This is a genomic window from Enterococcus sp. DIV0574 (assembly GCF_051711125.1).
Taxonomy (GTDB): domain Bacteria; phylum Bacillota; class Bacilli; order Lactobacillales; family Enterococcaceae; genus Enterococcus_D; species Enterococcus_D gallinarum.
The window spans coordinates 453,696-477,898 of the sequence record NZ_JBIOMA010000001.1 but is presented as its reverse complement, the minus strand read 5'-3'; the positions used below and the strand labels follow the sequence as shown (position 1 = coordinate 477,898).

Annotated in this window: 19 protein-coding genes and 2 pseudogenes; 5 read left to right on the top strand and 16 right to left on the bottom strand. The window is 41.5% G+C overall.

Going from position 1 to position 24,203, the window contains the following annotated elements; all coding sequences use genetic code 11:
- Window positions 1-22 precede the first annotated feature (22 nt).
- On the bottom strand, window positions 23-334 hold the full coding sequence (locus IGJ45_RS02355; RefSeq protein ID WP_034705290.1) for a PTS sugar transporter subunit IIB: 312 nt from the start codon (window positions 332-334) through the stop codon (window positions 23-25).
- Window positions 335-459: 125 nt separating this feature from the next.
- Between IGJ45_RS02355 and IGJ45_RS02350 the strand changes: the two genes are divergently transcribed.
- The 4 genes and pseudogenes from IGJ45_RS02350 to IGJ45_RS02335 all read left to right on the top strand — a co-directional run.
- Window positions 460-2,388 (top strand): BglG family transcription antiterminator, encoded by a 1,929-nt coding sequence (locus tag IGJ45_RS02350; protein WP_060813016.1) that lies wholly within the window; start codon window positions 460-462, stop codon window positions 2,386-2,388.
- Between the two features lie 503 nt (window positions 2,389-2,891).
- Window positions 2,892-4,244, top strand: coding sequence for an Nramp family divalent metal transporter (locus IGJ45_RS02345; protein ID WP_003128741.1), 1,353 nt, complete (start codon window positions 2,892-2,894; stop codon window positions 4,242-4,244).
- Between the two features lie 88 nt (window positions 4,245-4,332).
- On the top strand, window positions 4,333-4,737 hold the full coding sequence (locus IGJ45_RS02340) for a transposase (RefSeq protein WP_255210060.1): 405 nt from the start codon (window positions 4,333-4,335) through the stop codon (window positions 4,735-4,737).
- A 96-nt stretch (window positions 4,738-4,833) separates the two neighbouring features.
- Window positions 4,834-5,745: pseudogene (locus IGJ45_RS02335) on the top strand (IS3 family transposase); the annotation flags it as partial.
- A gap of 112 nt (window positions 5,746-5,857) precedes the next feature.
- Here IGJ45_RS02335 and IGJ45_RS02330 read toward each other — a convergent pair.
- The 9 genes and pseudogenes from IGJ45_RS02330 to IGJ45_RS02290 form a co-directional block, all read right to left on the bottom strand.
- The gene (locus IGJ45_RS02330; protein WP_003128740.1) at window positions 5,858-7,078 is read right to left on the bottom strand and encodes a DUF1015 domain-containing protein; all 1,221 of its coding nucleotides are present in this window, start codon (window positions 7,076-7,078) and stop codon (window positions 5,858-5,860) included.
- Window positions 7,078-8,262 carry a phosphoglycerate dehydrogenase gene (locus IGJ45_RS02325; protein WP_003128739.1) on the bottom strand — a complete coding sequence of 395 codons (1,185 nt, stop codon included), beginning with the start codon at window positions 8,260-8,262 and terminating at the stop codon, window positions 7,078-7,080. The genes IGJ45_RS02330 and IGJ45_RS02325 overlap by 1 nt, the downstream gene beginning before the upstream one ends.
- A complete protein-coding gene (serC, locus tag IGJ45_RS02320) occupies window positions 8,263-9,336 on the bottom strand; it encodes a 3-phosphoserine/phosphohydroxythreonine transaminase (protein WP_003128738.1) in 1,074 nt (357 codons plus the stop codon). It lies immediately after the preceding gene.
- A gap of 128 nt (window positions 9,337-9,464) precedes the next feature.
- Complete coding sequence (locus IGJ45_RS02315) at window positions 9,465-10,388, bottom strand: alpha/beta fold hydrolase (protein WP_003128737.1); 924 nt, start codon at window positions 10,386-10,388, stop codon at window positions 9,465-9,467.
- Window positions 10,389-10,705: 317 nt separating this feature from the next.
- Window positions 10,706-12,100 (bottom strand): glycoside hydrolase family 43 protein, encoded by a 1,395-nt coding sequence (locus IGJ45_RS02310; RefSeq protein ID WP_003128736.1) that lies wholly within the window; start codon window positions 12,098-12,100, stop codon window positions 10,706-10,708.
- A gap of 32 nt (window positions 12,101-12,132) precedes the next feature.
- Window positions 12,133-13,923: a glycoside hydrolase family 2 protein gene (locus tag IGJ45_RS02305; protein WP_147586961.1), complete on the bottom strand. Its 1,791-nt coding sequence runs from the start codon at window positions 13,921-13,923 to the stop codon at window positions 12,133-12,135.
- A 19-nt stretch (window positions 13,924-13,942) separates the two neighbouring features.
- Window positions 13,943-14,776 (bottom strand): annotated as a pseudogene (locus tag IGJ45_RS02300) (carbohydrate ABC transporter permease).
- 10 nt (window positions 14,777-14,786) lie between these two features.
- Window positions 14,787-15,668, bottom strand: coding sequence for a carbohydrate ABC transporter permease (locus IGJ45_RS02295; RefSeq protein ID WP_003128733.1), 882 nt, complete (start codon window positions 15,666-15,668; stop codon window positions 14,787-14,789).
- 221 nt (window positions 15,669-15,889) lie between these two features.
- Entirely contained in the window at window positions 15,890-17,134 is a 1,245-nt protein-coding gene (locus tag IGJ45_RS02290; RefSeq protein ID WP_005472664.1) for an extracellular solute-binding protein, read from the bottom strand.
- Window positions 17,135-17,380: 246 nt separating this feature from the next.
- Here IGJ45_RS02290 and IGJ45_RS02285 point away from each other — a divergent pair, with 246 nt between their 5' ends.
- A complete protein-coding gene (locus IGJ45_RS02285) occupies window positions 17,381-18,289 on the top strand; it encodes an ArsR/SmtB family transcription factor (RefSeq protein WP_003128730.1) in 909 nt (302 codons plus the stop codon).
- A gap of 124 nt (window positions 18,290-18,413) precedes the next feature.
- Here the strand turns inward: IGJ45_RS02285 and IGJ45_RS02280 are convergent, their stop codons facing one another.
- From IGJ45_RS02280 to IGJ45_RS02255, 6 genes are all read right to left on the bottom strand, one after another.
- The gene (locus tag IGJ45_RS02280; protein WP_003128728.1) at window positions 18,414-19,451 is read right to left on the bottom strand and encodes a Gfo/Idh/MocA family protein; all 1,038 of its coding nucleotides are present in this window, start codon (window positions 19,449-19,451) and stop codon (window positions 18,414-18,416) included.
- A gap of 15 nt (window positions 19,452-19,466) precedes the next feature.
- Window positions 19,467-20,435 carry a sugar phosphate isomerase/epimerase family protein gene (locus IGJ45_RS02275; RefSeq protein ID WP_003128726.1) on the bottom strand — a complete coding sequence of 323 codons (969 nt, stop codon included), beginning with the start codon at window positions 20,433-20,435 and terminating at the stop codon, window positions 19,467-19,469.
- Window positions 20,432-21,151, bottom strand: a complete 720-nt coding sequence (locus IGJ45_RS02270) for a ThuA domain-containing protein (RefSeq protein ID WP_003128724.1) — start codon at window positions 21,149-21,151, stop codon at window positions 20,432-20,434. Before IGJ45_RS02270 ends, IGJ45_RS02275 begins: the two co-directional genes overlap by 4 nt.
- Window positions 21,148-21,897, bottom strand: coding sequence for a sugar phosphate isomerase/epimerase family protein (locus IGJ45_RS02265; RefSeq protein WP_060813021.1), 750 nt, complete (start codon window positions 21,895-21,897; stop codon window positions 21,148-21,150). The genes IGJ45_RS02270 and IGJ45_RS02265 overlap by 4 nt, the downstream gene beginning before the upstream one ends.
- Before the next feature lie 26 nt (window positions 21,898-21,923).
- Window positions 21,924-22,997 carry a Gfo/Idh/MocA family protein gene (locus IGJ45_RS02260; RefSeq protein ID WP_003128720.1) on the bottom strand — a complete coding sequence of 358 codons (1,074 nt, stop codon included), beginning with the start codon at window positions 22,995-22,997 and terminating at the stop codon, window positions 21,924-21,926.
- A gap of 255 nt (window positions 22,998-23,252) precedes the next feature.
- The gene (locus IGJ45_RS02255; protein WP_003128718.1) at window positions 23,253-24,116 is read right to left on the bottom strand and encodes a helix-turn-helix transcriptional regulator; all 864 of its coding nucleotides are present in this window, start codon (window positions 24,114-24,116) and stop codon (window positions 23,253-23,255) included.
- Between the last annotated feature and the right edge of the window lie 87 nt (window positions 24,117-24,203).

Genomic DNA, 24,203 nt, shown 5'->3' with positions numbered 1-24,203 from the left:
TTTATTCCCTCCATTCTGAAAGCTACTGTACCTCTTCCAACAAGTGATCCAAAGCTTGTTTTCCGTTTAATATGGCATAGTATTCAGGCTTCATCAAAATCACTTTCACTGGTGCATCACCAACAAATTCTTCTACTTCATCCAAAATATACGCTAGATGGGGACCAACCATTAACGCATCAATGTCGTCAATGTAGTTTTCAATCTCACTTTCACCGCGAGCAGTAATTTTTATGTCCAATCCTTTTTCAGCAGCAGCTTTACGAATATTAGCAGCCATAAAACCTGAGCTGGCTCCAGATCCACACACAAGTAAAACATTCAATTTTTTCATGATTTTTCTCCCCCAATTCAATTTTCATTGATAGCGCTATCAATTACAGTTATACTATAGTCAATCTACAGCGGTGAAACAAATATTCTTTTGCACTGCAGTGGTGAAAGAGAGGGTGTCAGCCAATGAAAGCAAAGTATATAAAACTTCTTCACTATCTAAATGAGCAAGACAATTGGGTTTCCTCCACTCAATTAGCGGAAAAATTTGGGTTATCCAAACGGACGATAAAATCGTATATCGCAGATATTCAAGACAATGAATCTGATTTGATCCTTTCTTCAAACAAAGGCTATCGAGTGATAGCAAGTAATCTGGTCACTTTTTTCAATAACACAGAAACAAGTGTCCCTGAAACACCTACTGAACGAACTGCTTATCTCCTTTTGCGACTGATTTCAACCGAGGAAGCTCTATCTGTTTATGATCTAGCAGAAGAACTATTTATCAGCGAGTCCACATTATTGAGTGATGCAAAAAAACTTAAAAAAAAATGTTCTGAACTGGCTATCGAAGTCAGACTAACCAACGATACACTACAGTTGATTGGGACAGAAAAAGCGAAAAGACAATTAATCCATCAGACATTGCTATCCGAATTGGATAATCATTTCGTTGATATGACTAAGCTACAAGAAAGTTTTATAGATTTTGACCTTGATTATATCAAGGAAATTATTGCCGAACTTTTTTCAGACTATGATTTTTTCACGAATGATTATGCGTTAACAAATATAGTTATTCATCTAGCAATTGCCGTAGACCGTATGAAAGGAAATTTTCAGTCTCCTGAAGCAGAAGCTCAAGCGCCTCACTCAATCCATCCGACAGTACTAAAAATTTCCGAAAAAATCGCGGAAAAAGTAGCGGAACGGTACGGTATTCGTTTTCCCAAAGAAGAAATTCGTGATTTAGCTATCCTAATTTCAGCGAATGGAACTAGCGTGAATTTCACTCAAATTTCACCTGATGAGTTAGAGAAGGTCACGGACAAAAACTGCCTTGACTTAGTAAGAAAAATTCTAGCAAAAGTGGATGAATTATACTTTATTGATGGCAATGAACCTGAGTTCTTCATTCGATTTGCCCTCCATATAAAGAATTTACTGTATCGGATCAATAACGGCTACTCTTGTAGAAACCCAATGACAGAAACACTAAAAAAAGAATGTCCGCTCATCTATGATTGTGCCGTCCAGGTTTCTCATGTCATTCAAAAAGAAATCGGTTATACGATTAGTGAAGACGAAATTGCCTACATAGCTTTTCATTTAGGCTATGCGTTAGAAATTCAAAAACAGCGTACGAATAAAATAAACTGCACGATTCTAGTGCCTCATTACTACAACATGAATATTCAGGTGATGGAAAAGCTTCAGAAAAATTTCTCTGATGACCTTGAGATCCAGAATATTCTTACTAGTGAAAAAGAGTTGCAGTATGTAGATACAGAACTGATTGTGTCTGCTGTTAAACTGAAGCAAGTGATCGCTACCCCATACGTGATCATTAATCCTTTTTTTACCCTTGAAGATCGGCAACAAATTACCGCCAAGATCTTTGATATCAAAGAAAAAAAACGAAAAGAACAATTTGTGAAAACCTTTCTATCGCTTGTTGATAAAAAGCGATTCTCATATACAACTGAAAATCAAAACTCCGCAGAATTGCTCAAACAATTATGTGGTCAAATGAAAGAAGAAGGAATCGTGGACGAGACCTTTTATCCACAAGTAATTGAGAGGGAGCAACTTTCTTCTACTGCCTTTGGTTCAGTGGCTATTCCACATTCACTGACAATGAATGCCAATCGTACGGGGGTTGCGATTGCCGTCAATCCAAAGGGGATCCAGTGGGGAAATAATCGTGTCACATTGGTTTTTTTGATTTCCATCAATTACCATAACCGTCATGTGTTTCGGGAAATTTTTGATGATCTGGCCATGATTTGTACAGATGAACAAAACATTCATAAATTAAGTGCCATAACCACCTTCGATGAATTTGTAGACACGCTGACACAGTGTTTTATCAGCAACAACACAAAACAATGATACTTTTTATTATTGATAGCCATACACGTCGCACAATAGTGGGCAGCCTCTTGGCTGTTCTTTGATTAATAAACTTGGTTATTAACATTCTAAAGGCTGCTCTTCTTGTTCTTTTGACATAATAAGAATATAAAAAAGATCCTGATAAAAGTTCATTCATCCTCGACATACAATCCAGCGTCAAGAAGCACTCAAAATCATCAATTTTGAGTGCTTCTTGTTTTTTTATGTTTCTTAAGAAAATTTTCGGTCTTTCTAAACAAGTGGGATCAAATAGATTTCCTTCATTCATCAATTCTATGTAGAGCAACATTCCCTATTTTAGATTAGGATTGATCAATCCAACAATCACCAATCACCTTGGCAAACGAAATCTGTCCTTTTCTAATATCTGTTTTTTTAGTTAATGCAAACTTTCAGAAGTTTTTCTCTTGAAAAATTCATAAACAAGGAATACAATAAGATTGTTTTTAGGTACACCTAAAAAGATAGGATGTGACAGAATGAATGAAGAAAAAAAATTGATCCAGGCAGCAAATGGACCTAGCTTGGAAGAAATAAACAATACCGTAGCTATTCCCAAGGATGGGAATTTTTGGCGTAATCTTTTAGCTTTTTCTGGTCCCGGAGCGTTAGTCGCGGTTGGGTATATGGATCCTGGTAACTGGATCACTTCAATCGGGGGTGGTGCCGAATATGGTTATCTCCTGCTATCCGTCATCTTGATTTCAAGTCTGATTGCGATGTTGCTCCAATACATGGCAGCTAAACTAGGGATTGTCACCCATATGGACCTCGCACAAGCAACCCGTAAACACACCAGTAAAAAGCTGGGCTTTTTCCTTTGGATTATTACCGAGTTGGCGATCATGGCAACAGATATCGCCGAAGTAATCGGTGGAGCAATTGCTTTGAATCTATTATTCGGTCTACCATTAGTTGTAGGGGTCTTTTTGACGATTTTCGATGTCTTTTTACTGCTTTTCTTGATGAAATTAGGCTTTCGAAAAATCGAAGCCATCGTAATGACCTTAATATTGGTGATTCTGCTTGTTTTTGTTTACGAAGTGATTATTGCCCAACCTGATCTTCCGGCACTTGTTCAAGGCTTCATTCCCCAAAAACAAGTATTGAACCCTGGACAGCTGACCATGGCATTAGGGATCGTTGGCGCGACCGTCATGCCCCATAATTTGTATTTGCATTCGTCGATTTCACAATCAAGAAAGATTGATCGGACGAATCCGCAAGAAGTCGCTACAGCTGTTCGCTTTGCCACATGGGATTCAAATATTCAGCTTTCGGCTGCTTTTGTCGTTAATTGTCTGTTGCTGATTTTAGGGAGCGCATTGTTCTTCGGTCACAGCGAAGAAGTCGGTACTTTTTCAGCGCTGTATGATGCCTTACAAAATTCAGCGATCGCGGGAGCGGTGGCTAGTCCAGCCCTTAGTGTTCTTTTTGCCGTAGCATTACTGGCTTCCGGACAAAACTCAACTATCACTGGAACACTGACAGGACAAGTCGTCATGGAAGGCTTCATCCATATGAAGATTCCAACATGGGCAAGACGATTGATCACTCGTGGCCTTTCTGTCGTACCTGTTTTACTATGTACCCTCTACTTTGGCGGTAATGAACAGGCACTAGATAATCTTTTGATCTATTCACAGGTCTTTTTGAGTATTGCATTACCAGTCTCAATGATTCCATTGGTTTACTTTACTAGTTCCAAAAAAATCATGGGCGAAAAGTTCAAGAACCCTCTGTGGGTCACTTCTCTGGGCTGGATTTGCGCCATCGCATTAACAGTCCTCAACATTCGCTTGATCATCGAAACAATGTCTGGTATTTTTTAAAAAAAGAAAAAAGCCGCACGATCGCAGTTTTTGAAGCGACCCCCAAAAGTTAGACCAAAAAATCTAACTTTTGGGGGTCGTTATTTGTATGGCAAAATATCCTTTTGAATTAAAACTAAAAATCGTTAAAGAATATCTTAGTGACGTGGGCGGATATCGGTATCTTGCCAACAAATACGGTATTTCAAGCAAGTCTCAAGTAAGTAATTGGGTGAATGTCTATCGTGAATACGGAGAGGAAGGTCTATTGAGAAAGCATCAAAATCAGAAATATTCTGTTCAATTTAAGTTAAATGCGCTAGAGTTATATCAAACAAGTGAGATGTCCTATCGAGAAGTTGCTAGCACTTTAGAAATGAACAACCCTGCGCTTATTGCCAATTGGATGCGTAATTTCAGAGAAGCAGGTATTGAGGGGCTCTCAAAAGAGAAAGGGCGACCACTTACTTTGACTAGAAAAAAAGAAAACAAAAAAGAAAAATACAACAACTGAAGAACGCGATCGTATCAAGGCATTAGAAAAGCAAGTCCGATCCCTTCAAATTGAGAATGCCTTTTTAAAAGAGTTGAGGAAGCTGCGAAAACAGGAAGCCCAGCAAAGACGCAAGAATCAATCGCACGAATCATCGCCAGCCTCCGAGGATCATTCAAACTAGTTGAGCTTCTTGAAACATTGAAATTTCCTAAAGCAACCTATATGTATTGGCAGAAACGGTTTGACAGACCAAACCCAGACCAAGAAATTGAAGAAAAAATGCTTGAAATTCGCAAAGATCATAAAGATTACGGCTGTCTGCGACTAAAAAAAGAATTAGAGAATCAAGGGATTCATGTCAATAAAAAGAAGATTCAACGTCTGATAAAAAAACTAGGTATCGAAGTAAAGTCTTACACTCGAAAATCTCGACGGTACAATTCTTATCGTGGGAAGGTTGGCACTGTCGCCAAAAATCGTATTCATCGTCGGTTTTATACAAATATCTGTCACCAAAAAATTACAACTGATACCACAGAGTTTAAGTATTATGAAGTAGACACCACAGGTGTCGTTCGTCAGAAAAAGCTGTATTTAGATCCTTTCATGGATTTCTACAATAGTGAAATTCTATCTTATCGGATTTCTGAAAAACCAAACGCACTAGCCATAATGGAAGGATTAGAAGAAGCAATCCAGATGACAAATGATTGTCCATTTCGTAGAACCTTCCATTCAGATCAAGGATGGGCCTATCAAATGAATGCTTATAAGAATAAATTGAAGCAGCATAAAATCTTCCAGAGTATGTCTCGTAAAGGGAATTGTTTAGATAACTCGCCTATGGAAAACTTCTTTGGTTTATTAAAGCAAGAGATTTTTCACGGAGAAGTCTATCGGAGTTTAGATGAATTGAAAACAAAAATTGACCAATATATCTATTATTACAACCATAAACGCATCAAAAAGAAATTAAATTGGCGAAGTCCGGTTCAGTTTCGAGAAGCTGTAAAAACAGCTGTCTAACAGTTAATCTTATCATACAAAAAAGGAGTGGATTTCTCCACTCCATAAAAGTCTAACTTTTTGGGGTCACTACATTTCTCTGCAGACGTGCGGCTTTTTTCTTTTTAGCTTTCTAGCTTTTGGTTTCTAAATCATGTAAAAACAGACCACTTAACAATTTGGGTTCAAACCATGTAGATTTAGGCGGCATGATCTCATTCGCATCGGCAACAGCCAATAAATCTTTCATCTGCGTTGGATACATCAAAAAGGCCATTGTCCATTCTCCGGAATCCACCATCCGTTCCAATTCTTCTGGACCACGAATTCCTCCTACAAAATCGATGCGCTTATCTGTGCGGACATCTTCAATACCGAGTAATGGCGCTAAGATATTTTTTTGCAAAAGAGAAACATCCAGACTTTCGACTGCGTCATTCCCTGCTTCTTTGATGGTTAAAGAGAACCATTCGTGGCCCAAATACAAATAGAAGGTTCCCTTTTGAGAAGGCTTGCTGCTAGTTGGCTTCTCAATGTGAAATTTCTCTGCTAGATGATCGAAGAAATGATCTGGAATCGGTACATTGACCACTCGGTTGTATTCCCAGATCGCCAATTCATTTTCCGGAAACAAAATCGCTAAGAAGCGCTCGCTTTCCTCACTATTGTTTTTTTCCTTGCGCTTTTGCAAGCCGACTTTCACTGCCGACTCGGTACGATGATGGCCGTCAGCGATATACAACGCATCAATCGCTGAGAATTCTTGTGATAAAGCAGCAATCACCGCAGAATCATCGATCAGCCAAACCCGATGATGGACCTCATGGTAACTCGTGAAATCATAGATCGGTTGATGGTGACTCTGCCAATCCTGGATCGTTTTTTTTAAGGACTCAGGCTGACGGTAACTTAGAAAGATTGGACTCGTGTTTGCATCACAAGCTTGGATGTGATTGATGCGGTCAACTTCTTTTTCTGGTCGAGTAAACTCATGTTTTTTGATTTTACCAGCTACATAATCCTCAATCGATGTGCAAACAACAAGCCCAGTTTGACTCCGCCCCGCCATTGTCAGCTCATATAAATAATAGGACGGTGCATTGTCTTGGATCAGCCATTTTTTTTCTCGAAAAGCAGCCAAATTTTCTGCTGCTTTCGCATACACTTGCGGATCATAAGGAGCAATATTTGGCAGATCGATTTCTGAGCGATCGATATGAAAATAGCTGTAAGGGTTGCCGGCAGCATATGCCGCTGCTTCTTGCGTGTTGACTACATCATAGGGCAACTCCGCAATTTTCTCTGCTAAGTCAGTTTGTGGGCGGATTGCTTTAAAAGGAAAAACTTGAACCATTAATAGCCTACCTCCTGATTCTTGATCACTCGCACGCGAATAATATCTTCTTTAGCTCGTAATTTATCTGCCACCGCTTCAAGCAATGCAGCATCTGTTGCTCCGACATCCACCAATGTGTAGGCATAGTCGTCACGTCCGCGATTCAACATATTATCGATGTTGATTCCAGATTCAGCGATGATCGAGGAAATTTGTCCTAGCATATTTGGCACGTTGCGGTTAATCACTGTTAAACGATACGGCGAATGGAACGCCATTTCTACGGTTGGAAAATTCACTGAGCGTTTGATCGTCCCAAACTCCAAAAATTTCTTCAATGTGCGGGCAGCCATTTTGGCACAATTGATCTCAGCCTCTTCTGTCGATGCTCCTAAATGCGGTAGAACTAGCACGTTGTCATGGCCCAGTAAGCGTTCGTCTGCAAAATCAGTTGTATAACCAGCAATCTCATTATTATCTAACGCAGCAAGAGCTGCAGCTGTATCAACGATCTCACTACGAGAAAAGTTAAACAGTTTAGCCGTTGGCTTCATTTTGGCCAATTCATTCTTGCCCACTAAATGGCGGGTGTTTTCCATCAATGGCACGTGAAGAGTAATGAAATCACAGGTTGTGAAAATTTCTGCTAAATCATTGGCCCGTTTGACTCTGCGGGAGATGGTCCACGCTGTGTCCACCGAAACATAAGGATCATAGCCCACAACTTCCATCCCTAAGCGGTAGGCATCGTTAGCGACCATGGCACCAATCGAGCCTAACCCAACCACACCAAGCTTTTTGCCTTCTAGTTCCGTACCGGCGAATTGCTTTTTGTTGGCTTCTGCCTGTTCCTCTACATCTGATCCGTTCAGTGTTTGGACCCATTGAGCACCTTGGAGAATCGGGCGAACACTTAATAACAAGCTTGCAATAACCAACTCTTTGACTGCATTTGCATTAGCTCCTGGGGTATTGAAGACGACGATGCCTTGTTCTGTACATTCTTTGACCGGAATATTGTTCGTACCAGCTCCAGCTCGCGCAATCCCTAATACACTTTTTGGAAAAGGATAGTCATGCAGCTTTTGGCTTCGCAGCAAGATTCCTTCTGGCTCATCACTTTCATTGATGGCATATTTTTCTTTGTTTAGCCTTTGAAGCCCTTCTGGTGCAATCGCATTGAATGTCTTGATCTGATACATTTATTTGACCTCCGCTTCGAATGATTTCATGAAATCGACAAGTGCCTGAACGCCTTCGATAGGGAACGCATTGTACAAACTTGCTCGCATACCGCCTACCGAACGGTGTCCTTTTAAGTTTTTAAAGCCGGCTGCTTCTGCAGCTTCATTAAATTGTCGATCCAGCTCCTTATCGCCAGTGATAAAAGGAATGTTCGTTAGGGAGCGGCTATTTTTGTCTACGGGACTGCTAAACAAGTTCGATGCTTCGATCGCTTGATAGAGCAGTGCAGCTTTTTGTCGGTCTTGCGCAGTAATCGCTGCTACACCGCCTAATTCTTTCAACCACTCAAAAACCAGTTTTGCGATATAAATGCTGTAAGTAGGCGGCGTATTGTAAAGGGAACCGTTGTCAGCTTGAAGACGATAGTCCAACATTGGAGCAAAGACCGCTTCTTCATTTAATAAATCTTCTCGAATAATAACCACCGTCAATCCTGCTGGTCCAATGTTCTTTTGGGCACCTGCATAGATCATACCGAAATCTTCTACACGATACTCATTGGCCAAGATATTTGATGACATGTCAGCAATGATCGGGACTTTGCCAGCATCCGGAATCGTCTGAAAAGCTGTTCCTTCAATCGTATTATTCGTAGTAATATGCAGATAAGTCGCTGTTTGGTCGATGTTATCTACTGTGATTTCTGGAATATAAGTAAAATGCTTATCTTCACTTGATGCGATCACCTCAACCGTAGCAACTGCTTCAGCCGCTTGAATCGCTTTTTTTGACCAAGAGCCCGTGTTGATATAAAGGGCCTTTTTGTTTTTCGCTAAATTTAATGGCACCATACTAAATTGCAGACTTGCTCCACCTTGCAAAAACAGCACCCGATAGTTATCCGGGATCGCCATCAATTCCCGCAAGAGGGCTTCTGCGTCTTGAATGATCTCTTCAAACAAGGAAGACCGATGACTCAGCTCCATAACGGACATCCCACTGCCACGATAATCCAAAAGCTCGGATTGAGCTCTTTCCAATACGGGGCGGGGCAAGACGGCGGGACCAGCTGAAAAGTTATAAACAGTCATACAAAAATCTCTCCTTTGTTGTTAGATGTGACACCCATTATAGCAGAAGGAGGAATATGAAAAAAGGTTAAAAATAATTAAAATTCTCAATTTTCTGAAAAAAAGATGAAAGCAATTGATAACGTTCCTCAATTGCTTTCTAACCATTGCCAGATTTCATGAAATACGACTTGTTTATTGGTTTCATTTAAGATCTCGTGACGACCGCCTTCCAGCAAATAAACTGTCAGATGCCGCTGCCCTTGCTGGTTCAAATAGTTTGCTAGCTTACGGACACTCTTGCCATAATGGCCCACAGGATCTTCTTTTCCTGAAATCAGCAGTAACGGCAATTCGCGATCGATTTTCTGCAACAGGCGGGGGGCACTCGCTTTTTTTGTCAATAAAAACAAATCTCGATAGGCACTTAATGAAAAATGAAATTGCGTATGCGGATCTGCTAAATAAGCATCTACTTGTTGGGGATCACTGGACAACCAATCTTTCGCCGTTCGGTTGGGCTGAAACCGCCGATTATGTTGACCAAAAACCAGATTTTCCATCACGCGATAGGGCCATGCTTGCTGTCGAAAAGGCATCAACGACTTCGTCAATAAAGCGGCACTGGTCATTTTGGCCGGCGCTTCCAGTGTCGTCCCCATAATGATTGCTCCTGCCAATTTTGTATTTTTCTGATACAAAAAATTGCGCAAAACCAAAGAGCCCATACTATGACCTAAAAGATAATAAGGTTGAGCTGGAAACTGCTCCAACGCAAAACGCTGAACCAATCCCACATCTGCTACAAGATAATCCGCACCATTTGTTTCTCCAAATGTCCCATACTCGTTTTGCTCAGCTACTGTTTTCCCGTGTCCCAAGTGATCATGACCGATCACTGTGAATCCTTTTGAAACGAGATATTGAGCAAACGGATCGTACCGTTCAATGTGTTCAATCATGCCATGGATCAGCTGAAGCATTCCTTTGGACTGTCCCTCCGGCTGCCAAATTTTCACATAAAGTTGATCTTTGCCGTTTGAAGATCGAATCATTTCTTGCCTGGTTTTCATCCATTCACCTCATTTGCATTTACTTTTACGTCTACTTTGTAAAACGATTTGCTCCGTCCCATTTGTCTTTATTATACATGGAAGAAGGAAAACTGCCTATCTTGGCCTAGAGCTCTATCAGCGGCTCATCCTAATTACTCAAAAAAAAACAGTATCATGGCACGTCTGTCCATGACACTGCTTTAGGATGTTAGTTTGCTTCATTCGGATCGAAGAACAGCCCTAAATTGAACAAGACAGATCACAGCATGGCCATTTGAGCCACGCCATTGCTTTCAGTGTTATGATATCTAAACCACTGAAAGCAGCTCTAGAAACTATTCTCCCTCTTTTGGTATGATCTCCATCCGATCGACACTCAGTGTGTCGACCCCAATTTCTGAAGACACTTCGATTTTGATAGTGCCTGCTTTCAAATTCATAGTAGTTTGGATAGGCTGATAGTATTGTGACGGATAGACCGCCAAACGTTGGCTGTCATCATCTGTTTTCAGTTGAACATACACGGGCTCATTCAATGACAAATAATCTTGAGTTTTAAGATAAACGATGACCGTCGCTTCACTAGCCTGTCCCATTGTTGGTTGAAAAACCAAACGATCTTCGATCGATTCAAACCCTTGAACCACTTTTTTCATCAATGCTTCCTCGTCTGTCACTGTTACTAAATCACCTTCAAGAAGCGCATCACTGGCGGTCATTCGGATCCTTTTTGCTTCACCACTGGGAAGCTTCTGTGTTTCATTATCCGCTAAAGGAACTTCTAATTTCAGCTTGTTTTCTTCCCATTTGATCGGCTGCAAACGAATCGAGCGTTGCCAGCCAGAATGATCCCAACGAGCAGCGTGAAATATCAACCAGTCTTCGGTGCCGTCTTTCGACTTGGCAAACCCATTGTGCCCGGGACCAAAAACAGTTTCTGTCTGCTGAAAGATCGGTTCGGATTCTTTCGTCCAACTTCGGGTATCTAATGGATCATCTTGGCGATCCATTGTCAAAAGTCCCAGTGCATAATCATTGTCCCAACTTCCACTAGCCGAATAGACCACATTCACCGTATCTTCTTTGATGATCACTTGAGGTGCTTCGTTAATCAACGGCGTTTGCCGCATTTCCCATTCGTATTCCGGAGTCGAAATCAGCTGCTTTTCACCAATGACTTCTGTAGGTGAGATCATTTCAGCAATATAAATATTTTGGGCAATATTTTCATATCCTTCCCAACCTGACCAAAGGAAATACCGTTGTTCGTCTAATTCGAGGACAGTTCCATCAATAGCAAACTTGTCATCCAGTCCTTTGATTTCTTCCAACTGCCAATCATCACTGTAAGGATCCTGGTTTTCGTTGACTAGTACATACATCCGGTGGGTTTCTGAGGGATGATTGGCCGCAAAATAAACGACCCACGTACCATCCAGCTGATGAAGTTCCGGTGCCCAGATACTTTCAAACTCCGCAGGCATTTCCCAGATGACTTTTTTCTCCCCCGCTGCTACTTCAGTCAGATTTTCCGAACGCCAAAGGGTTAAGTTGTTACCAGTAGTTTTCGTATAATAATAATATTTCTCATCTTGAAAAATCCACGGGTCTGCACCATCGTTGTCGATGATCGCTGTGAAATCGTCAACCAGCGTTTCATGAGAAGTACCGCAACCTCCTACGAAAGGAGTCGCCAAAATCAATGCACAAATAATACCATTTTTTCTCATTGTCTCTCCTTTCCAATGTTGCCGTCTGCATATCATTCAACTTGAGAAACATGAAATTGATCATTGATAGCTTTGATTGCTGCCAAGTCCACTTTAGGCTGACGGTCATAAGTCAATAACCCATTGATCTCCTGTTCGACATCGGTCAATTGCGTATAGCAATATCCCCAGAGCCCTACTGAAGCATAGACAGCCGACAGCACCCGTTGGTAGTCCTTTAAGAATTCAACTTCATTGTCGACTGACGTATACCCCCAACCTGGTTGTCCCGATACATCAAAGCCGATGCCACCAAATTCCGTTAACAAGATTGGTTGCTCCTGATAAGAAAAGCCGTTGGCAAAAATCGGCCACGGAGTAGAAAGCCGCTTAATCAGATTTTCGCGAGTTCGGAGGGTTTCTTTAAAGTAATCATATTTCTCAGTTTCTTCTTTTTGGCCATGGGCATAGTTGTGAATGGCGCAAATATCTGTTTCTGTCATTGCCCAACCATCATTTGAGATCACTAATCGTGTTTTATCCAATGCGTGCAAGAAATGATACATTGCTTGAGAGAAATGTTGCTGTGTTCGGTCAAAGGAAATCTTTGGCACGCCCCAGCTTTCATTGATCGGCACCCAAGTCACAATGGAGGGATGGCTAAAGTCTCTGGCAATGATCTCGGTCCATTCCCGCATCAGTCGTTCAACAGAATCTTCATTGTAAATCGCCGGAGCCGCACATTCTACCCAAACCAGAAAACCTAACTGATCCGCCCAGTACAAAAAGCGCGGATCTTCTGTTTTTTGATGTTTGCGGCAACCATTGAAGGCCATTTCTTTTGCTAGTAAGATGTCTTTTTTAAAGTCTTCATCTGACGGTGCAGTCAAGAGGCCACTAGGCCAGTACCCTTGATCCAAAATCAACTTTTGATAGTAAGGTTTGTTGTTCAAATAGACCATGCCGTTTTCCGTATGGATTTTACGCATGCCGAAATAACTTTTCAGGTAGTCAATTGTTTCTCCATCGTTGATTAAAGAAAGTTTAATATCAAATAACCGGGGATTTTCCGGTGTCCAAGACCAACCGTCATGATGGAAATTGCTTCTGAAAATATGTTCCTGAAAAAGATCGACATTGAACTTCATTTTTGCCGAATCTGCAGACAGTCTCCCCGCTGCGATTAGCTGTTCTTTAAAAGAGATCCGATAGTCCAGTTCACACTGCGGCTGGAACTGATTCAAGATCGTTTCAACAGTCACGGTCCCCTCATCAAAATTTGGAGTCAAATTGATTTCTTTCAAATAAGTCTCTGAAACGACTTCCAACCATACTGGCTGCCAAATCCCGGTAGAATTCGTATACCAGATACCAGCAGATTCTGTCTCCCAGAATTGTTTTCCTCGAGGAATACTTTCATCTGCATGAGGATCAAATGCACGCACACTTATCGCTTGCTGACCGTCGACCAAATAATCGGTAATATCTACTTCAAAAGAGGTATGACCGCCTTGATGATTCGTTACATGACAACCATTGACAAAGACATCCGCCTCGTAATCCACCGCACCAAAATGCAAGACTACACGTTGACTGTCCATTGCCTGCACTGTGAATGTCCGGTAATACCAGACAATATCGTGAGATTCTCGTTGGTTGATCCCGCTCAATTCGCTTTGATAGACGAAGGGCACCTTGATTCTATGCGGATAGGCTTCCTCCTCTTGATACCATTTCTCTTTTAGTCCTACATTTTTATCATCAAAGGCGAAGTGCCATTCTCCATTTAAATTCAGCCAGTTTTCTCGTTGAAACTGGGGTCTAGGGTATTCATTTCTGCTCATAGTTCCTCCAAAAAACAATTTATTTTATACCACTTTGCAATGACATTGATTCCATGAAACTCTTTTGCGCCACTAAATATAAAAGGAATGTCGGGATCAATGCTAAAAGAGCTCCTGCAGCTCCTACTCCCGGATACGTCATATATTGCCCTTGCAGCAACTGAAGTCCCGGCGTGATAGGCAGTTTATCAATATCGCTCATAACGATAGAAGGCCACAAGAAGTCGTTCCACTAACCAGTAAAACTAAATAACGCAACGACGGTTAAAACCGGCTTGATCAGTGGCAGAATAATATGATAAAAAATCTGAAATTCATTGGCCCCATCGATTACAGCCGACTCATCCAATTCTTTAGGAATCCCTAAGATAAACTGACGAACTAGAAAAATGTTATAGACACCTGCTGCGCCAAGAACGATCACGGCTAGAAACGTGTTGGTCCAGCCTAATGTATCCACGATTTTGAAATTGGGGATCAAATTGACGACACCAGGAAACATCATCGTTCCCAGCAATAATGCAAAAATCAAGTCTCGACCTTTAAACGTCAGCCGTGTATAGCCATAAGCCGCAAAAGAAACGATCACCATCACCAACAATATGTGGGCTGTTGAAATGATCATCGAATTCAAAAACCAGCGAAAGACTGGCGATGAATCATTCCCCTGCAACAACCCTAAAAAGTTTGCGAAAGTCCACTCTTTAGGAATCAGGCTAAAGCCAACTTTTTGAATCTCAGCATCTGATTTGAAAGAGGTAAAAATAGCCCATATCAGAGGAAAAATCCAGACAATACAAACAATAGCTAATACGATAAATGCGACTCTTTTTCCTACTTTATTTTCTCGCATGGCTGTCCCCTTACCTCTCTAATTTTTTGATCATGATAAATTGAAAGACCGAAACGATCATGATAACGATCCCTAGTAAAATCGCCATCGCCGATGACATACCGGCAACGGACGTACTACTGCCAAAAGCATTCTCTTGAATATACATCATGAGTACTCTCGTCGAATTGTTCGGACCACCCCCGGTCAGCATCAATGGCTGTCCATAAATATTGAATTGAGCAATAGTCGTCATGACTGTTGTAAAAATCAGCTGATTCCGAATACTCGGCAACGAAATCCGGAAAAACTTCACTACACTGCTGGCTCCGTCAAGCTCGGCTGCCTCCATTTGTTCCCTGGGCACACCGTTCAACGCAGCTACATAAATGATCAAATTTCCTCCTAATGTCCACCAAATCGTTACGATCAAAATCGCGATCCAGGCCCATGGTTGTGTCCCGACAAAATTGATATCTATCCCAAAAACTTCTTTGATCGGGCCAAAGGATTTACTTAACAGAAACCCCCAAATGATCATTACAGCAGAGATGGCAAACAATGTCGGCAAGTAAAGAACCGATTGAAAAAAGCGCATCATCTTTGGCTTTGCGGACAATGCCACAGCTAATAGCAATGGAATCGCGATACACAGAGGTACTGATATCACTGCAAAGAATAGCGTGTTTTTCATCCCATTGAAAAATTGCGTATGATACAGCGAGTCTTGATCAAATAGAATCGTCTTAAAATTGTCTAAACCAATAAAAATCGGTGAACTAAAAAGATCCCATTCGGTAAAGGAAACATAAACACCAATTACAGCAGGAACCAAAAAGAATAAAATAAAAAGAATCATGTGGGGACCGATAAACAAAACGGGCCAACCACTGAGCTTTTTTTTGCTACTCATACATTACGCATCCTTTCATGCCTTGATAAAATCGACTAGAAAAAGACTGTGACAAAAACCACTTCTGCATGGAAGATGCTCTTTCGTGTAAGTTGCCAAGCTAACCAGATCAAAAGGCCACTCTTTGAGAAATCTTATATGAGTCCTCTTTTGGTATGTGCCTTCTCGACATGTCTGAGCACTATCTTCTTTGCCTTCAGCTTTTGTCACAGACCCTGCGACTATTTCATTTTCTCTTCCACGACTTTTTGGATTTCACCAAAGGTATCTTTAATATCGGCTTTTCCAGTGATCATGTCCCAAGAACGATTGTCGTATTCATCAAAAATGTAAGACAATCCATCGACTGCATTCACAGAGATCGCCGCCTGTCCTTTTTCTGTTTTCAACAAGAAAGATTGCGGCATCTTGACATATTCCTCATTGTCAAGCATCGCTAGTGAAGTTGGATTGGCGCCAGATTTCACCCATTCTAACTGGTTTGCCTGCAACCAAGTCAAGAAATCCACCATTCCCTCTTTCTTTTCATCAGACCGTTCTTCTTTTGTCTTAAACATCGCAAACTGATCAACTCCCGATCCTTGAACGATATTTTCCGCATCCCATTGCGGTGTAAAGGTTTCTCCCCACTCAAAGTCACTGATTTCTTCCATATTGCTCAACATCCACGTTCCTTCTGGCAAGAAGATCAGCTGTTGATTCGCAAAAAGTTTATTGGCATCTTCCCCGTCTGGCACCATGTAGCCCGCATCATACAAATTTTTGAACTCCTGTACCGTGTTATACGAATACTCATTATCGATATTGATCTTGCCATCTTGATCTTGCCATTGCCCGCCCATTTGCTGATATAGATTGGAATAATTCTGCATCCCCCAGGTATAACCAAAGCTATAAACGCCATCTGCTTTTGCTTTTTCACCTGCCTGATTGATTTCTTCATAGGTCACGATGCCATCATCTAATGCTCCAGGAATGTATTTGTCTACCAGATCTTTGTTGTAATACATGACCCACGACCCCATGGTGGCAGGAATCCCATACTGGCTGTCCTCAAGAGTGCCGGTATCCCAAGCTGCTTCAACATAATTGCTGCGATCTAGCTCTGTACCTTTGATCATGTCATCCCAAGAATCCAGCATCTCTTGGTTCTTATAGGTGGGAAGTGCTTCTGAAGCGACTAAAGCCAAATCTGGTACACCTTTCCCCGATTTACCTGCTGTAGTTAGTTTTGAGGTGAAGGTATCCCCTTGCATACTCACTAATTTCACTTTGAAATCCGGATCCGTCGCATTGTATTCGTCAATCGTCTTTTTGATTTTCTCCCCATCTGGTCCAGTTGTGGATGACCATAACAAAATTTCAGAACTCTTGCTTGAGTTGCCGCCGCCACTTCCACATGCTGACAATACGATGCCACACAGCAACGTCGCCCCTACTACTATAGCTGCTTTACTAAATTTCATTTTTCCACGCTCCTATTATTTAACTTATTTGTAAAACGATATTCCAACTCACTTTACTTTTTTCAACAACAATAAAAACCAAACTGTTTACACCGTTAAATTAACATCAAAATAAAGCGCTATCAACAGCTATTTAACAACTAAAATAAAATATTTATATCGTTTAACTATAGTGTAAAATCATCAAGTTATGTTATAATAAACCTGCGCAATCAATTAACAAAAAAGTATAACGAGGTGAATAGAATGGAATTAAATTTAGAGAAAACCTCTTTACCGGTTTATGAAGCTTTAGCCAATGAGACGCGTTTGGCAATTTTGAGAGAGTTAGGCGGGGAAAGAAAAAGCATCAGTGAGATTGGGGAAAAACTGGCAATCAGCAACGCACTCATGACCAAGCACATCAAAAAATTAGAGCAGGCACAATTGATCAGATTAGAAAAAGGAACGGGAAAAGATTGGAAAAAGAAGTTTCTAGCTTTAAAGACTGATTTCATCAACATCAACTTCCCCGAAAAAGTATTTCCAGAAATGAATTTGACTTCATTACCTGTGAAAATTGGTCACTTCACTGATTTTAGAGCCGAAGCTTCTTGTGGAATGGCTACAAAAGATCGCCTGATCGGCGCATTGGATGATCCTAAATCCTTTTTGGCACAAGAACGAGTAGATGCCAGTATTATCTGGTTAAACAATGGATTCTTAGAGTACAAAATTCCGAAACCGCTAAAAAATGGGGAAAAAATCGAAATGCTGGAAATCAGCATGGAGATTGCTTCTGAATTCCCTATTTCCAATAATTATTGGCCGAGTGATATTTCTTTCTATATCAACGATGTCTGTTTAGGAACCTATACTGTTCCAGGAAACTTTTCAGATGTACGGGGGGCATTGACCCCTCAATGGTGGATCGATGAGTTCAGTCAATACGGCTTGTTGAAACATCTGCGGATCAACCGTTTTGATACTTCGATCGACGGAGAAAAGCTGACCGACCATAACTTAAGCGAGATCGATTTGGATCACAGTGATTTCTTTACATTCAAAATTGCAGCACCGGCAACCGCAGAAAACGCTGGCGGTCTAACTATTTTTGGCGATCGTTGGGGCAATTACCCGCAGGATCTGCTTTTCAATTTTTATATTTCGGAATAAAAAAAGACACAGGCAAACAATCACCTGCATCACTTGATGATCTCTGTTAACTCTCCTTTGACTGCAAGATTTAACAGGGATCATTTGCTATGGCGGGATTCGTTTTTCTGTGTCTTGATTGCTCTTATTTTGCGCTGGCTACGGCAAAGATTCGTTCGATCAATTCCATGACGTTGCGAACTTCTTCATTTTTGACAATTGGTTCAGCACCGTGACGGACTACATGATAAAAATTCTTGTAGAAAGGATCAAAATCGGCTTTCGCTTCTGGAAATGGGATTGATTCTGCAGCCAATTCAGATGGCGGTGCCATTGTTTTCGTTAATCCAACACCTGCTTGGACAGGTTTAGGTGCGGCAACATCTTCGCGGCCAGTTGCCCGAACCATCTTACCATTCAACGCCCAATCTTGGATCGTAGCAGTTCCTTCAATTCCCTTAATGTACCAGCGAGGCAATTGGGTGTAATTGGAGGTCCCAACTTCCACGATTGCTTTGACACCATTTTCAAATGTGATCAAAGCAAAGAATCCATCGTCGACTTCTTCTCCCAGAATATAGCTTAAGTCAGCTTTCACATCTTTCACTGGACTGTCCACTAACCAAAGTATTTGATCCAACAAGTGAACGCCCCAGTCTAATACCATGCCGCCTCCTTGTTTTTTCACATGGCGCCAATCACCTGGGATGCCATTTGCACCTTGGACCCGTGATTCGATTTGGAAAAGATCACCGATCTGCCTATTACGATATAAATCGCGAACGATCAGAAAGTCTGGATCCCAGCGACGGTTTTGATGGACCATAAATGTATTGCCTGTTTCTTTGGCCACAGCAACGATTTCGTCTAGTTCAGCAGTGTTTAAAGCAACAGGTTTCTCACATACAACATGCTTACCCGCTCTGAGGGCTGCGATCGACAAATCCTTATGCAAATCATTCGGCGTTGCGATCAGCACTGCTTCAATGGTTTCATCTGCTAAGACTTCTTCATAACTTTTATAGATTTTATGCCCTTTTTCTTGTGAAATAGCTTGTCTTTCTTCCGAAATATCATAGGTTCCCACAATATGGATCCGTTCATTTTCATTCGGCAGGATGTTGTGCACATGGTAAGCACCCATACCGCCATAACCGATGACAACAAAATTGATTGCACTCATTTTCTATACTCCTCGTTACACCCACCACATTGCGGATGGTTCTTCTTTGATCATAATCGATTTCAAATTAGTGATTGCTCGGTTCAATCCTTCATCAACAGACATGATTGGATCTTCATGCTCGATACTCAAGACATAATCATACCCATAGATCCGCAATGCGGAAATGATGTCCGACCAAACTTGCAAGCTGTGCCCGCAGCCAACAGAGCGGAAAGTCCAAGCTCTTGTTTTGACATTGCTGTATGGCTGCATGTCTGTCAACCCATGCATGTTGATATTATCTTGATCAAGATACGTATCTTTGGCATGAAAATGATGAATCGCATCTGCTTCACCTAAAATCTTGACTGCTGCCACTGGATCGATCCCTTGCCACCACAAATGGCTTGGATCAAGGTTACAACCAATTGCTTTACCTGCAGCGTCGCGAAGTTTTAACATCGTATAAGGCGTATGAGCCAAGAATCCGCCATGCAGCTCAATACCGATTTTTACACCAGCAGCTTCTGCCTCGGTATTGATTTCTTTCCAATAAGGGATCAGCTTTTGCTCCCATTGATAGTTGTAATTATCATCGTATTCCGTTGGCCATGGCAGAACAGGCCAGTTGACTTGCGTGTCTGTTGCATTTCCTCCCGAAACACCAGAGAATCCATTGACGACAGGGACATTCATCAAACTGGCCAGCTTGATCGTTTTGCGTAATAATTCATCTGCTTCCTGCGCTTCATTTTTTAAAGGCGAAATGGGATTGTTGTGACAGCTTAACGCCGAGATTTCTAGTCCTTTGTCGGCTAATTTAGCTAAATATTCTTTCCGGTCTGCTTCACTAGCAAGCAACTTATCGATATCCAAGTGGGCATTGCCTGGAGAACCTCCTGTACCGATCTCAACTGTCTGCAATCCTTTTTCTGCAACTTCTGTGATCATTTCTTCAAACGTTAAATGATTGAATAATGGCGTAAATACTCCTAATTTCATTTGCCTACCTCCTCATTGGCTTGATAATGGCCGTACGTTGGGTACGTATTTTCTGTTGGTGCGCACCAACGTGCCGCGTTTTTGATAACTTTTTGTACTTTTTCGTTGTAATAACTCGGAAACGTCTCATGCCCAGGTTGGAAATAAAAGATCTTGCCATTGCCACGACGGAAGGTGCAGCCGCTGCGGAAGACTTCGCCTCCTGGGAACCAGCTAACAAAGATCAATTCGTCTGGAGTTGGGATGTCAAAGTGTTCCCCATACATTTCTTCTTTCTCAAGTTCAATAAATTCGCCGACACCTTCTACGATTGGATGACTCGGGTTGATATTCCAAATTCGACAATGCTGATCATCCACGCGCCATTTCAAGTCACAGGAAGTGCCCATCAATTTCTTGAAGACTTTTGAGAAGTGACCAGAATGGAGGACAATCAGACCCATTCCTTCTAACACCCGTTGTTGAACGCGCTGAACGATTTCGTCTTGTACTTCATCATGGGCCATATGCCCCCACCAAACGAGCACATCGGTATCAGCTAATACTTCGTTTGTTAATCCGTGTTCTGGTTCATCCAAGGTTGCTGTGCGAACTTGAAAATCATCTGCTTGCAAAAAGGCAGCGATTTGTCCGTGGATTCCTTCGGGATACATTGCCTGAACGGTTTCATCTGTTTTTTCGTGTCTAAATTCATTCCAAACAGTGACATGGATCATTGGTAAACCTCCTCAACGATAGCTTTTAATTGCAAATAATCGATGGCCGTCGCTTCTAAAGGTGCGTATTTTTGGAACGCTTCTTGTTCCACGATCAACCAAGGCAATTGGAATTGTTGCGCAACTGTGACATAGTCCTTGATAGGTAAAATGCCATTATTGATTTCTGTGCTTTCTTTTGGTTCTTCCTGCATATCTTTGATATGCAAAAGACCAACGGACTCTTGATGTTCTTTCAACCAAGTGAAAACATCAGTGCCGGAATAAGCGATCCAATAAAGATCTGCTTCTAATTTAAGTGCTGGATTTTCAGCTAACAATTCTTCAATCATTGATTTATTAGGAATCTCGGTAAATTCATGGGCATGATTGTGATAGTAGCATTCAAAGCCCTGAGCAGCTGCTTTCTTAGCAACTTCTGCAAACTCTCGGGCAAACTGTTGCCATTCTGCGAATGTCTCAAATGAAGCATATGGAACCACGAGTCGGTGATTCCCGATCGCTTTTTCATAGGCCAGTGTTGCTTCAAAATGATCCCGCAATGTTTCAAAGGGTAGATGAGAAGCAGCAACTCCCAAGTCGTATTCTTTTAGCGCGTTTGCGACCTCTGTTGCGGAATAACCGTAGTAACCCGCGAATTCGACTCCGTCATACCCGCTTTTTTTGACACTTTCAAGTGCTTGGAACAAGTCTTCTTTACACGCTTCTTGGATGCTCCATAACTGTAGTCCGATTTTTGGTTTCATGCTTTGCTCCTTTTTAGCGACTGCTTTTACAAGTAGACCGGTTCGCCAGTTGCTGAGGATTTGTAGATTGCTTCTAAAATCTCAGTAACTACCATTGCCTCTTCCGGCTTGACCACAGGTTCTGTGTCATTGATGATGGCGTTGATCCAAGATTGTGCTTCCAAGATTTCAGGCGTTTCGCCGTCCCCTTCATAGAAGTCGACACCACCAGTTTCCAACTCAATATTTTTTTCATACAACAAACTATGGTCTTCGCCATTGATTGTTAAGCCATTATTCATATCCGCGCCAGCTTTGCTGCCCATCAATGTTGTTTTTGCTTCTTTGACATCTAAACTGTTCAACGCCCAGCTAGCTTCCAAGAAAATCGTTGCGCCATTTTCCATCACGACAAATCCAAAAGCAGAGTCTTCTACTGAAAACTTCTCTGGATCCCATGACCCCCAAGCGTTCGCCGCATTCTTTGTCTGAGATAATTCATGGTAAGCTTTTCCGACAACAAATTTAGGTTGGTAGTTATTCATCATCCACAATGTTAAATCAAGAGCATGCGTACCGATGTCGATCAATGGTCCCCCGCCTTGAGCTTCTTCGTCTAGAAAGACACCCCAAGTTGGTACTGCACGACGACGGATGGCATGGGCTTTCCCAAAATAGATATTGCCTAATTGTCCTTCCGCACAAACCTCGTGCAAGTAGCGGGAATCTTTTCTAAAACGATTTTGATAACCGATCGTTAATTTTTTGCCTGTTCGATTAGCGGCATCGATCATTGCTTTTGCTTCTTCTGTCGTTTTTGCCATTGGTTTTTCGCACATTACATGGCAATCTGCTTCTAATGCTGCGATGGACAATTCCGCGTGAGAAGCATTTGGTGTACAAACATGCACAACATCTAATTCAGCTTCTGCTAACATTTCTTTGTAGTCGCTGAATACCTGGGCATCTTCTGTACCGAAAGCTGTTTTAGCTTCCACTGCTCGTTCGACGATCAAATCACAAAATGCGACCATTTCCGCTTCTTTTACTTGTGATAATGCCGGCATGTGTTTGCCATTCGCAATCCCACCGCAACCAATGATTCCAATTCTTACTGTCATCTCTTTCCTCCTGAAAACGCTTATTATTTTCTACTCATTCATTATAGCGAAAGGATTTGACAGGTTCTTCCCAATTTCCTCTTAAAAAATTCCCGAAATTTATCTTATGGAACTCTCACTAAAACGAATCAAAGACTCCTTCACACCAAATAAAAGCACCCAAACAAACAGTGAACAATCGCTTAAAAATTGCGCTTGTTCAAGGGTTCGAGTGATTGACAAGATTGGCTCGTTGATCTAGCTTTCATCAAGTATTCAATTATTTAATTGTTTCTGATACTGCAATGGGGATTGTCCTACGGTCTCTTTGAACACGTGATGGAACGTTTTGACACTGGCAAATCCGGCTTTTTCCGCTACTTCTGCCATTGGAAGTTTCTCGTTTGCCAAAATGAATTTGGCTTGATTGATCCGGTATTCCGTCAGAAACTGCATGAATGTTTTTCCAGTATTCGTCTTAAAAAAGCGGGTAAAGTAATGGGGACTGAATCCAACATGCTTCGCTGTTTCTTCCATCGTTAAGACATCTTGGTAATGGGATTCAATATATTCAAACACTTCATCCAGACGTTGCAGCGTTTCTTTGTATTGAGCTGCAGAACGTTTTAAAGGAGCGATCTTTTTGGCACGCGGCGGCAACCCTTGATAACATTCGCCGATCAACTGATACAAAAAACCCATAGTCAAATAGCGTTTACCAGCTACTTGCTCTTCCTCTAACTGGTAGAGTTCGATCAACAATCCTGTGATTTTTTCGGTAAAACTGACTGGCCAATGCTTGCTGTGGGGTTCCCCCTCGTCAAAAAGTGTTTTTAAAGAAAGTTCTTTTTCTCGCAAAATGGTTTCATCAAACAGTGCGAAATCAAACTGATACACATAACGCTCACTCTCTGGAGAAGCCAAAAAATAGTGGGGCTGGCCACTGGCAAAAATGTACAGCTCGCCTTCTTCCAACTCAATGATCTCATCAGCTACCCCAATATTGACTTTTCCTCGTTTCGCATAAATCAGCTCGATTTCTTTATGTACATGGGGATAAACGATCGTCAGCCCATCATTAAGGAATGTCCGAAAGCGAAAATCGCTTTCAAATTCCGGAATCTCAAGATACATACTCATACTGCTATTTACTCCTTTGCTTCCATTCTCATCCATTATAGAACAAAGAATTTTTGTACGAAATGCTTTTCTGATTTTTTATGAAAA